The organism is Saccharopolyspora sp. 6M, assembly GCF_020176775.1.
In the GTDB taxonomy this organism is placed as follows: Bacteria; Actinomycetota; Actinomycetes; order Mycobacteriales; family Pseudonocardiaceae; genus Saccharopolyspora_C; species Saccharopolyspora_C gregorii.
Genome location: NZ_JAIUJZ010000125.1, coordinates 1 through 10,559, shown reverse-complemented (window position 1 = coordinate 10,559; position 10,559 = coordinate 1). Strand labels below are relative to the sequence as shown.

Genomic DNA, 10,559 nt, shown 5'->3' with positions numbered 1-10,559 from the left:
CTCCCTTGGGGGGGTTGCCGGGCTAACCCGCGGCGGCCCTCGGGGGGGGGGGGCGCGCCCCCCCCCCCCCCCCGGCGCCCCCCCCGCCCCCCCCGCCGGGGGGGGGGGGCGGGGGCGCTCGGCTTGGTGCTGAGCGCCGGACTCGTCCCGCTGCCCTGCCCGCTGCTGTTCCTCACCGGCTTCGACTGCCCGTTCTGCGGCGGCAGCCGGATGCTCGGCGCGCTGCTGCACGGCGACCTGGCGCGCGCCGTCGACCTGAACGCCTTCGCCCTGGTGCTCGTGCTGCCGGTGGCGGTGCTGTTCCTGATCGCCTCGGCGCGCCAGGAGGTCCGCGGCATCCCGTCGCCCTGGCTGGTCGGCCGCCCCGGCCGCTGGGCGGCGAACGCGGTGCTGGCCGCCGCCGTGGTGTGGGGCGTGGTGCGCAACCTCCCCGGTTTCGAGGCGCTGCGGGCCTGATCCCGCGGGCACCCGGCGTTCCGGCCGGACGCTCACCCGGAGCAGCCGGGTCGCCCGGTAGTGGGACGATGGCGGGGTGAGCCTCTACCGGGATACCGGCGTCGTGCTGCGGGTCCACAAGCTGGGTGAGGCCGACCGGATCATCACCCTGCTCACCCGCCGCTTCGGCAAGGTGCGCGCCGTCGCCAAGGGCGTGCGCCGCACCACCTCGCGCTTCGGTGCCCGGGTCGAACCCTTCTGCCACGTGGACGTGCAGCTGCACACCGGGCGCACCCTCGACGTGATCACCCAGGTGCAGACGCTGGACGCGTTCGGCGTGCACATCGTGGACGACTACCAGCGCTACACCGCGGGCTGCGCCGTGCTGGAGACCGTGGACCGGCTCGCCGCCGAGGAAGGCGAACCGGTGCTGCGGCTGTACCTGCTGGTCACCGGCGCGCTGCGGGCGCTGTCCGGGCGGGAGCGGGACCCGTCGCTGGTGCTCGACGCGTTCCTGCTGCGCGCCATGTCCTACGCGGGCTGGGCCCCCGCGCTCAGCGAGTGCGCGCGCTGCGGGGAGGCGGGCCCGCACGCCGCGTTCAACGTGCAGGGCGGCGGTGCGATGTGCGTGAACTGCCGCCCCACCGGCTCGGCGCGCCCCGCGCAGCAGACGCTGCCGCTGCTCGAAGCGCTCATGCACGGCGACTGGCCGGCCGCCGAGCGGACCACCGAGCAGGTGCGCCGGGAGGGCAGCGGGCTCGTCGCCGCGCACCTGCAGTGGCACCTGGAGCGGCAGCTGCGCTCGTTGCCGCTGGTGGAGCGCCAGGAACACCGCCCGGTGGTGCCCGAGCTCATCCGCGAACGCGCGGCCGCGGTGGACGAGGAACCCACCGCCGAGGAAACGACCGCTGCCGGATCGGCCGCAGCGGAATCAGCCGCAGCGGAGTCGGCCGTCGGGGAACCGGTCGCTGGGGAGTCGGCCGCAGCGGATCCCGTCCACCGGGCCACCGCGATCCCGGGAACGGCGGACGGGGCCACCGGTTGATCGTGCGCAGCTGGCGCCCCCGGGACGCCGAAGCGGTGCACCGGATCTGCGTGGCCACCGGCGACGGCGGCGAACCCGTGCACCACATCCTGCGGGAGCCCGACCTGGTCGCCCACGTCTTCGCCGACCCCTACCTGCTGCTGCACCCCGAACTGGCCTTCGTCGTGGAAGGCCGCGGCACCGTGCTCGGCTACGTCGTCGCCGCGCTGCACACCGAGGAGTTCTACGCGCGCTGGCAGCTGGAGTGGGCACCGCGGTTCGCCGCCAGCCACCCCTCCTCGCGGGTGGTGGACGGCCGCGACGCGGACAGCCAGCTGCGCGCGTTCCTGCACCGGCCGCGGCTGATGCTGCCCGCGCAGCTGGACCGGTTCCCCTCGCACCTGCACATCAACCTGGTCGCCGGAGTCCGCGGGCAGGGCATGGGAAAGCGGTTGATGCAGGCGGTGTTCCAGCAGCTGGCGCGCGCCGGATCACCGGGCGTGCAGCTCGGCGTGAACCCGAGCAACACCCGGGCGCAAGCGTTCTACCAGCGAATCGGGATGGTCCGGCTGCCGTCGGACACCCGGCTCGAAGTCCGCTACGGGACACCACTGAACGGGTGACATGCGGGTCCGGGAGAATGGGCGCCCGGCCGCAGAGCAAAGGAGAAGGCACACATGCTGCGACGCCGTGGACGCGGTAGCGACGACCCGAGCGTGAAGGCGCCTGCCCCGCACGCTTCCGGTGCGACCCCGCCCGCCCTGCCGCCCGAGCTGGTGCCGCGGCACGTGGCCATCGTGATGGACGGCAACGGTCGCTGGGCCAACGAACGCGGACTGCCCCGGGTCGAGGGGCACAAGCGGGGCGAGCAGGTCGTGCTGGAGCTCGCCAGGGGTGCCATCGAGATCGGCGTGAAGTGGCTGTCGCTGTACGCCTTCTCCACCGAGAACTGGAAGCGCAGCCCGGAGGAGGTCAAGTTCCTCATGGGCTTCAACCGCGACGTCATCGCCCGGCGCGTCGACGAGCTCGACGAGCTCGGCGTGCGGGTGCGCTGGGCCGGTCGCAAGCCGCGGCTGTGGCGCAGCGTCGTGAACACGCTCCAGGCCGCGGAAGAGCGCACTCGTGGCAACGAAGTCATGAACTTGACCATGTGCGTGAACTATGGTGGCCGGGCCGAGGTGGGCGACGCCGCTCGTGAGATCGCCCGGCTGGCCGCCGCAGGCAAGATCAATCCAGAGAAGGTGGACGAGCGGACCGTGTCCCGGCACCTCTACCAATCGGAGATGCCCGACGTCGACCTGTTCATCCGGCCGTCCGGGGAGCAACGCACTTCCAACTTCCTGCTCTGGCAGTCCGCATACGCCGAATTGGTGTTCCAAGACACCCTGTTCCCCGACGTGGATCGTCGCCACCTGTGGCGCGCGTGCGAGCAGTACGCACGCCGCGACCGGCGCTTCGGCGGCGCCGTCGATCGTGCCGCGCAGGACGAGAGCACCACTGAAACCGCCCAGGAGGGCATCTCATGACCCAGGAGGCCGCCACTACCGCGGAACTGCTGACCGCGGCGAAAGAGGCGCTGGAGACCTACCACGAGGTGAACGTCGACGACGACGGCGCGTTGACGCTGCGGCACGGCGACGTGCCGTGCGCGGTGCAGGCGATGCAGCTCGCCGAGGGCCTGACCGTGCTGAGCCTGACCTGCGTCGTGGCGTGGGACCTGCCGCTGGACGAGAAGCTGGCGCAGTCGGCCGCGGAACGTGCCGGGCAGGGCCTGTTCGGCACGCTCGGCGTGGTGCGCACCGAGCGCGGCATGGACGTGACGCTGCGCTACGCGTTCCCCGCCGAGGGCATGGAGCAGCAGCCGCTGGGCACGCTGCTGATGCTGGTCGTGTCGACCGCGTCGCAGCTGCGCGGTGAGCTGCTCACCGAGGTCGAAGAGGACACCCCGGCCGCCGACTGAACCGCCGTACCGCGCACGCCCCCCCTGGAACCGCGCCGGTTCCGGGTGGGGCGTCGTGCTGCGCGGGGTGGTTCGGCCGACACGCGGGCGGCGAGTCGGCGCCGGGCGGCCCGGACTTCGCCGGATACGGCCGAACCCGGGTGATCCGGGATGAACCGCGCCACCGGAGATCACCTCCCGTCGCCGATCCGCGGGCCGGAACGGGTGATCGGCCGCCCGAGCGGGTGGGAACCGGTGGTCCCGGGGCCAGGACAGGTGGCAACGATGGTCATGTGCGGCTGGCACGATGAGCCGGTGACCACGACCCTCCGCCCGGGGAGCGACCCGGGGAGTCCGAGCGGTGGTCCGGTGCGGCGCCGCCGGGTCACCTCGATGGAAGTGCTGTGCGCGCTGCTGCTGCTCGCGCTGCTGTTCCAGGCGCAGCTCAGCGCGCTGCTGGACGTGCCGGGGCTGCGCACCGGATCGACCGTGTTCGTCGCGGTGTGCGTGCAGGCGCTGCCGTTCCTGGTGCTCGGCGTCCTGATCAGCGGGGCGATCGCCGCGTTCGTGCCGCCGAGCGCGCTGCGCAGGATGCTGCCCCGGCGCCCCGGCGCCGCGGTGCCGGTCGCCGGGCTGGCCGGGGTGGCGCTGCCCGGGTGCGAGTGCGCCTCCGTGCCGGTGGCCCGCCGGTTGATGCAGCAGGGCATCGCACCCGCCGCGGCGCTGGCGTTCCTGCTCGCCGCGCCTGCGGTGAACCCCATCGTGCTGGTCTCGACCGCGGTCGCGTTCCCCGGTGACCCGATGATGGTGCTCGCCCGGTTCCTCGGGTCGCTGCTGACCGCGTGCGCGATGGGCTGGCTGTGGCTGCGCGTGGGCAAGGCCGAGTGGATCGCCGACCGCGTGCTGCGGCGGGCCGAGCGGCGCGCACCGGGCGGTGCGGGCCGGTGGGCGCTGTTCGCCGAGACCGCCCGGCACGACCTGGTCGAAGCCGGCGGCTTCCTGGTGCTCGGCGGGCTCACCTCCGCGGTGTTCAACGTCCTGGTCCCGGCGGAGTGGACGAGCTCGCTGGGCGGGCAGCTGGTGCTCGGCGTGCTGGTGATGGCGGTGCTCGCGGTGGTGCTGGCGCTGTGCAGCGAGGCGGACGCGTTCGTCGCCGCCGCGATGGCCGGGATGCCGCTGATCCCGAAGCTGGTGTTCCTGGTCGTGGGGCCCGCCGTGGACATCAAGCTCATCGCCCTGCAGGCGGGCACCTTCGGGCGGTCCTTCGCCCTCCGGTTCGCCCCGTTGACGTTCGTGGTCGCCGTCGCCAGTTCGGTGCTGGTCGGCCTGCTGCTGCTGGGAGGCGCGTGATGCGGCGCGAAACGCAGAACCTGCTGCTGGTGCTGCTCGGCGGCGCCCTGCTCAAGATCGCGCTCACCGGGACCTACCTGCGCTACGTCAAACCGGCGCTGTTCCCGTGGCTGATCGGCACCGGGGTGGTGATGGTGCTGCTGGCCGCCGTCGCCATCGTGCGCGACATCCGGGCGGCGCGGGCCAGGGCGCGGGCGGACGACCCGTTCGCCGCCCCGCCCGAACCGCACGAGCCGGCCGAGCACGCCGCGCACGAGTACCGCGACCGGAGCCCGTGGATGCTGCTGCTCCCGGTGTTCGCGATCTTCCTGGTCGCCCCGCCCGCGCTGGGCGCCGACTCCATCGGCCGCGGCCAGCAGACCGCGGCACCCGAGCGGCCCACCGGGGCGAGCGCCCTGTTCGACGAGCTGCCGCCGGGGCCGGCACCGGAGCTGAGCGTCTCGGAGTTCATCACCCGCGTCGTGTGGGACGGCAGCGGTGCGCTGGAGCAGCGGGCCGTGCGGCTGCGCGGCTTCGTGGTGCACCCGGCGGACGGCCCGGCGCGGACCCAGCTCGCGCGGATGCGGATCAGCTGCTGCGCGGCCGACGCCTCACCGGTGCTGATCGACCTGGCCGGACCCGCCGCGAACGCGCTCGCGACCACCCCGCAGGACAGCTGGATCGAGGTGACCGGCACGCTGCGGGCGGGCAGCGCGACCGAGGCGAACGGCCAGGTGCCGACCTTCGACATCACCGGGGCCCGCGGCATCCCGGCGCCGGACGACCCCTACGAGTACTGAGCGGGGCTCACTCGGCGGCGCACTCCGGGCACACGCCGATGATCTCGACGGTGTGACCCACGTTCGAGAAGCCGTGCTCGCCCGCGATCCGCTCCGCCCACGCCTCCACCGGCGGGTCCGCGACCTCCACGGTCCGGCCGCAGTGCCGGCACACCAGGTGGTGGTGGTGCTCGGCGGAGCAGCGGCGGTAGATCGCCTCGCCCGAGTCGGTGCGCAGCACGTCGATCTCGCCAGCGTCGGCCAAGGTCTGCAAGGTGCGGTAGACGGTGGTCAAGCCGATGCCCTCGCCGCGGCGCCGCAACTGCTCGTGCAGGTCCTGCGCCGACCGGAAGTCGTCGACCTCGCTGAGCAGGCGGGAGACCGCCGCTCGCTGCTTGGTTGCCCGCAGGCCCGGCACGCCGGCCGCGGAACGCTCACCGGTGGTCACGCTGTCTCCGTTTCCTCGTTCTCGGGGGCCGGACGTGCGCCGCGTCCGCGCGGACGGGTTCCGGAGAGCTCCTCCGCGTGCGTGGCGGCGTCCACGACGATGTGCGCCAGGTGCTCGTCGACCAGGCGGTACACGACCTCGCGCCCGTGCCGCTCCCCGTGCACGACCCCCGCGGACTTCAGCACCCGCAGGTGCTGGCTGATCAGCGGCTGGGTGACGCCGAGCGCCTCCACCAGCTCGTGCACGCACCGCTCGGCCGTGCGCAGCTGCAGCACGATCGCGATGCGCACCGGCGCGGCCAGCGCCCGCAGCAGCTCCCCGGCTTCGACCAGGGTCTGCTGGTCGTGCACCGGGACCAGGCGCGGCGCCTCGCGCTCCGGCGAGTGCACGTGCTCCTCGGCGCGATCCGGGTGGCCGCTCGCCGTCCCGGCCGCCGACGCGATCTCGACCGGCTCGGAGCCGGTCGATCCGGCGAGGGGATCGGGGCTGACGGCGGGCATGGTGTCCTTTCCGGCGTGCCTGGAGTGCTGCCGCACCGGCGGTCCGGTCGGCGGTGCTGCTGCGGAGGACGCGTCCCGCGCGGGGCGCGGCGGTGCCCTCTGCCACGGCCCATCCTACGGGTCGGGCGAAACGGGTAGGCACCTCGCGGGAGCGGCCCGGGGCGGGCGCGATCCCGCCAGCGCAGCACCGCTGACCGCACCGGACGGGTGACCGGGACCGTCCCGCGGCGCGCGGGAGGCGGGTGGGGCCGCCGGTGCGAGCGACCTCATCGGTACGCTGGGAAACCCCAGGAACGGGACGCGTGCGCAGGTGCGGCCTGCGCAGCATCGGAGATCGTCGGAAGCCGGACTCCGATGCCGGGAGGACCTCACCGACCCCGGGGAGGTGCAGGCCCCGGAGCCCCCGACCGGAACGAGCGGCGGGGACCGGCGCAGCGCCGCCGGGCCCGCTCGCAGATGGAGCCCTCGCCGAGCCCGACCTGCGCGGTCGAGCCTCGGCCCGAAGCAATCGTCGAGTCCCTCGACCTGAGATTCCGGAGTGACCGTGCCCGCCGATCAGATCGACACGATCGTCAACCTGTGCAAGCGCCGTGGCTTCGTCTTCCCGTCCGGGGAGATCTACGGCGGTACGAAGTCGGCGTGGGACTACGGGCCGCTCGGCGTCGAGCTCAAGGACAACATCAAGCGCCAGTGGTGGAAGTCCATGGTGCAGGGCCGCGACGACGTCGTCGGCCTCGACTCCTCGGTGATCCTGCCCCGCGACGTGTGGGTCGCCTCCGGCCACGTCGGGGCGTTCCACGACCCCCTGGTCGAGTGCACCTCCTGCCACCACCGCTTCCGCGGCGACCACCTGGTGGAGGAGTTCGCCGAGCGCACCGGCAAGGAGATCGCCGAGGGCGACCTGTCCCAGATCCCCTGCCCGAACTGCGGCAACCGCGGCCAGTTCACCGAGCCGCGCGAGTTCAACATGATGCTCAAGACGTTCCTCGGCCCGGTCGAGAGCGACGAGGGCATGCACTACCTGCGCCCCGAGACGGCGCAGGGCATCTTCGTGAACTTCGCGAACGTGATGACGACCGCGCGCAAGAAGCCGCCGTTCGGCATCGGCCAGATCGGCAAGTCGTTCCGCAACGAGATCACGCCCGGTAACTTCGTGTTCCGCACCCGCGAGTTCGAGCAGATGGAGATGGAGTTCTTCGTCGAGCCGGGCGAGGACGAGCAGTGGCACCAGTACTGGATCGACGCGCGCACCGACTGGTACGTGGACCTCGGTGTGGACCGCGACAACCTGCGGCTCTTCGAGCACCCGAAGGACAAGCTGTCGCACTACTCGAAGCGCACCGTCGACATCGAGTACCGCTTCCGCTTCGCGGGCAGCGAGTGGGGTGAGCTGGAAGGCATCGCCAACCGCACCGACTTCGACCTCACCACGCACTCGAACCACTCGGGCGTGGACCTGTCGTACTTCGACCAGGCCAGCAACTCCCGCTACCGTCCCTACGTGATCGAACCGGCGGCGGGCGTGGGACGTCCGATGATGGCCTTCCTGGTGGACGCCTACCACGAGGACGAGGCGCCGAACGCCAAGGGCGGCGTGGACAAGCGCACCGTGCTGAAGCTGGACCGCAGGCTGGCGCCGGTGAAGGCCGCGGTGCTGCCGCTGTCCCGCAACGCCGAGCTGTCGCCGAAGGCGAAGGACCTGGCCGCGCAGCTGCGCCGGAACTGGAACATCGAGTTCGACGACGCCGGTGCGATCGGCCGCCGCTACCGCAGGCACGACGAGATCGGGACCCCGTTCTGCGTGACGGTGGACTTCGACTCGCTGTCCGACCACGCGGTGACGGTCCGCGAGCGCGACACCATGTCCCAGGAGCGGGTGGCGATGGACAAGCTGGAGGAGTACCTCGCCGTCCGCCTCATCGGCTGCTGAGCGGCCCCGGCACCGGAACGAGCCCATGACTGAGACCGGTACCGCCCCCCGTGGTTCCAGCACCGGCCGGGTGCTGCGCCGCACCGTGCTCGGTGCGGTGCTGATGGTGCTGCTGCTGCTGGGCGGTACCGGTTTCCGCGTGTGGCAGGTGGCGCGCAGCGACGACCGCCGCCCGGTGGACATGATCGTGGTGCTGGGCGCGGCCCAGTACCACGGCAAGCCCACCCCGGTGCTGCGCGCGCGGCTGGAGCAGGCCCTGGAGCTCTACGAGCAGGGCCTGACCGAGCACGTGGTGACCGTCGGCGGCAGCCAGGTCGGCGACGAGTACACCGAGGCGGAGACGGGCCGGCTGTGGCTGGCCGAGCAGGGCGTGCCCGAGAACAAGATCACCGACGTGGAGACCGGGGCGGACACCCTGGGCAGCATGAAGGCGGTCGCGACCTTGGCGCGGGAACGCGGCTGGAGCTCGGCGCTGATCGTCAGCGACCCGTGGCACTCGTTGCGCGCCCGCACGATGGCCGGTGATTTCGGGTTGGACGCGTGGGCGTCGCCGACCCGCTCGGGGCCGATGGTGCAGACCCGGGCGACGCAGTTCCACTACATCTTCCGGGAGACCGGTGGCCTGCTGTACTACCGGTTGACGCACGCCCCGGCCGAGGTCCTCAGCGACCGCTTGAGCTGACCCGGCGTTCACCGGCCGTTGCCGCCGCGTTCCGGCTGGCAGGGCGGGGGTAGGCCGTAGGCTGGGCGCGGTGAACGACTTGTGCCCCGGCTACGACGAGCACGACCTGGCCCGGTCGGCCCCCGAAGCGCCGAAGGCGGCCTTCCCCGGCGCGCACCGGGAGGCGCGCAGCCCGTTCGCCCGGGACCGGGCGCGGGTGCTGCACTCGGCCGCGCTGCGCAGGCTGGCCGGGAAGACGCAGGTGATGGGCCCGGAAGAAGGCGATGTGCCGCGCACCCGGCTGACGCATTCGCTGGAGGTCGCGCAGATCGGCCGCGGCATCGCGGTGACCCTGGGCGCGGACCCGGACCTGGTGGACACGGCCGGGTTGGCGCACGACATCGGTCATCCGCCGTTCGGGCACAACGGCGAGCAGGCGTTGGACGAGCTCGCGGGCGCCTGCGGCGGGTTCGAGGGCAACGCGCAGACCTTGCGGATCCTGACCAGGTTGGAGCCGAAGCTGCCGGGCGAGCCGGGTGCGGGCAGCGGGCTGAACCTGACCCGGGCCTGCTTGGACGCGGCGACGAAGTACCCGTGGCCGCGCCGGCCGGGGCAGGTGAAGTTCGGCGCCTACCCGGACGACCTGGCGGTGTTCGACTGGATGCGGCAGGGCGCGGTGGGAGAACGCCGCTGCCTGGAGGCGCAGGTCATGGACTGGGCCGACGACGTTGCCTATTCGGTGCACGACGTGGAGGACGGGGTGCACTCGGGCCGCATCTCGCTGCACGAGCTGTCCCGGCCGGAGGAGCGCTCGGAGATCGTGCGGCTGGCGGCGAAGCACTTCTGGGCGGACGGCGATGCGGGTGAGCTGGACGCGGCGGCGGGTGGGCTGGCGGTGCTGCCCGCGGTGGCCGCGGTCGCCGACTACGACGGCACCTTGGCCGCGCAGGTGGCGTTGAAGCGGTTGACCAGCGAACTCGTCGGCCGGTTCACCTCGGCGGCGGTGACGGGCACCGTGGAGGCGTTCGGCGCCGGGCCGTTGACCCGGTACGCGGCGGACGTGGTGGTGCCGCGCGAGGTGGCGGCCGAGGTGGCGGTGCTCAAGGCGGTGGCGGTGCACTTCGTGCTCAGCGATCCGCGCCGGTTGCGGATGCAGGAGCGGCAGCGGGAGCTGCTGGCGGAGCTGGTCGCGGTGCTGGCGGCGCGAGCCCCGGAGTCGCTGGACCCGGCGTTGGCCCCGGCGTGGTCGGCGGCGTCGGACGATGCGCAGCGGTTGCGGGTGGTGCTGGACCAGGTGGCGTCGTTGACCGATGCGCAGGCGGTGTCCTGGCATGCACGCCATGTACACAGAGACACCAAGTCTGTGTGAAATAGGTCCGATCGGGGGGTGCGTACGCCCGGTCGTCCGGCATAGTGTTCACGCAGCGTGTGGGGGGGGGGGGGGGGGGGGGGGGGGCGCGGGCGGGGGCGGGGGGGGGGGCCGGGGGGGGGGGGCGGCGCGCGGCGGGCGCGCG

General features: G+C 73.1%; 11 protein-coding genes and 1 pseudogene. 10 read left to right on the top strand and 2 right to left on the bottom strand.

The features are described from left to right. The first annotated feature begins 126 nt into the window (after window positions 1-126). The 7 genes and pseudogenes from LCD31_RS17380 to LCD31_RS17350 all read left to right on the top strand — a co-directional run bounded on the left by LCD31_RS17380 (window position 127) and on the right by LCD31_RS17350 (window position 5,527). Complete coding sequence (locus LCD31_RS17380) at window positions 127-456, top strand: DUF2752 domain-containing protein (protein WP_224959442.1); 330 nt, start codon at window positions 127-129, stop codon at window positions 454-456. Window positions 457-532: 76 nt separating this feature from the next. Then, window positions 533-1,330, top strand: a pseudogene (recO, locus tag LCD31_RS17375) (DNA repair protein RecO); the annotation flags it as partial. Window positions 1,331-1,482: 152 nt separating this feature from the next. Next, complete coding sequence (locus LCD31_RS17370; RefSeq protein ID WP_224959440.1) at window positions 1,483-2,082, top strand: GNAT family N-acetyltransferase; 600 nt, start codon at window positions 1,483-1,485, stop codon at window positions 2,080-2,082. 54 nt (window positions 2,083-2,136) lie between these two features. Further along, complete coding sequence (locus LCD31_RS17365) at window positions 2,137-2,985, top strand: isoprenyl transferase (RefSeq protein WP_224959438.1); 849 nt, start codon at window positions 2,137-2,139, stop codon at window positions 2,983-2,985. Further along, a complete protein-coding gene (locus tag LCD31_RS17360) occupies window positions 2,982-3,419 on the top strand; it encodes a hypothetical protein (protein WP_224959436.1) in 438 nt (145 codons plus the stop codon). Before LCD31_RS17365 ends, LCD31_RS17360 begins: the two co-directional genes overlap by 4 nt. A gap of 372 nt (window positions 3,420-3,791) precedes the next feature. After that, window positions 3,792-4,748, top strand: coding sequence for a permease (locus LCD31_RS17355; RefSeq protein WP_224959446.1), 957 nt, complete (start codon window positions 3,792-3,794; stop codon window positions 4,746-4,748). Next, window positions 4,748-5,527 (top strand): TIGR03943 family protein, encoded by a 780-nt coding sequence (locus tag LCD31_RS17350; protein WP_224959434.1) that lies wholly within the window; start codon window positions 4,748-4,750, stop codon window positions 5,525-5,527. The genes LCD31_RS17355 and LCD31_RS17350 overlap by 1 nt, the downstream gene beginning before the upstream one ends. Window positions 5,528-5,534: 7 nt before the next feature. On the opposite strand, the gene LCD31_RS17345 is transcribed toward LCD31_RS17350, so the two are convergent. Both LCD31_RS17345 and LCD31_RS17340 read right to left on the bottom strand, forming a co-directional pair. Then, window positions 5,535-5,954, bottom strand: a complete 420-nt coding sequence (locus LCD31_RS17345; protein ID WP_224959433.1) for a Fur family transcriptional regulator — start codon at window positions 5,952-5,954, stop codon at window positions 5,535-5,537. Further along, a complete protein-coding gene (locus tag LCD31_RS17340; RefSeq protein ID WP_224959432.1) occupies window positions 5,951-6,454 on the bottom strand; it encodes a metalloregulator ArsR/SmtB family transcription factor in 504 nt (167 codons plus the stop codon). Before LCD31_RS17340 ends, LCD31_RS17345 begins: the two co-directional genes overlap by 4 nt. A 544-nt stretch (window positions 6,455-6,998) precedes the next feature. Between LCD31_RS17340 and LCD31_RS17335 the strand changes: the two genes are divergently transcribed. From LCD31_RS17335 to LCD31_RS17325, 3 genes are all read left to right on the top strand, one after another. Continuing rightward, window positions 6,999-8,384, top strand: a complete 1,386-nt coding sequence (locus tag LCD31_RS17335; RefSeq protein ID WP_224959431.1) for a glycine--tRNA ligase — start codon at window positions 6,999-7,001, stop codon at window positions 8,382-8,384. 25 nt (window positions 8,385-8,409) lie between these two features. Continuing rightward, window positions 8,410-9,066: a YdcF family protein gene (locus LCD31_RS17330; protein WP_224959430.1), complete on the top strand. Its 657-nt coding sequence runs from the start codon at window positions 8,410-8,412 to the stop codon at window positions 9,064-9,066. A gap of 79 nt (window positions 9,067-9,145) precedes the next feature. Further along, entirely contained in the window at window positions 9,146-10,414 is a 1,269-nt protein-coding gene (locus LCD31_RS17325; RefSeq protein ID WP_224959444.1) for a deoxyguanosinetriphosphate triphosphohydrolase, read from the top strand. The last annotated feature ends 145 nt before the right edge of the window (window positions 10,415-10,559 follow it).

What these genes read in the sequence shown, in the direction of transcription:
- LCD31_RS17350 (WP_224959434.1), top strand. Translation starts at nt 4,748, where the DNA reads ATGCGGCGCGAAACGCAGAACCTGCTGCTGGTGCTGCTCGGCGGCGCC.
- LCD31_RS17355 (WP_224959446.1), top strand. Translation starts at nt 3,792, where the DNA reads ATGGAAGTGCTGTGCGCGCTGCTGCTGCTCGCGCTGCTGTTCCAGGCG.
- LCD31_RS17330 (WP_224959430.1), top strand. Translation starts at nt 8,410, where the DNA reads ATGACTGAGACCGGTACCGCCCCCCGTGGTTCCAGCACCGGCCGGGTG.
- LCD31_RS17365 (WP_224959438.1), top strand. Translation starts at nt 2,137, where the DNA reads ATGCTGCGACGCCGTGGACGCGGTAGCGACGACCCGAGCGTGAAGGCG.
- LCD31_RS17360 (WP_224959436.1), top strand. Translation starts at nt 2,982, where the DNA reads ATGACCCAGGAGGCCGCCACTACCGCGGAACTGCTGACCGCGGCGAAA.
- LCD31_RS17340 (WP_224959432.1), bottom strand. Translation starts at nt 6,454, where the DNA reads ATGCCCGCCGTCAGCCCCGATCCCCTCGCCGGATCGACCGGCTCCGAG.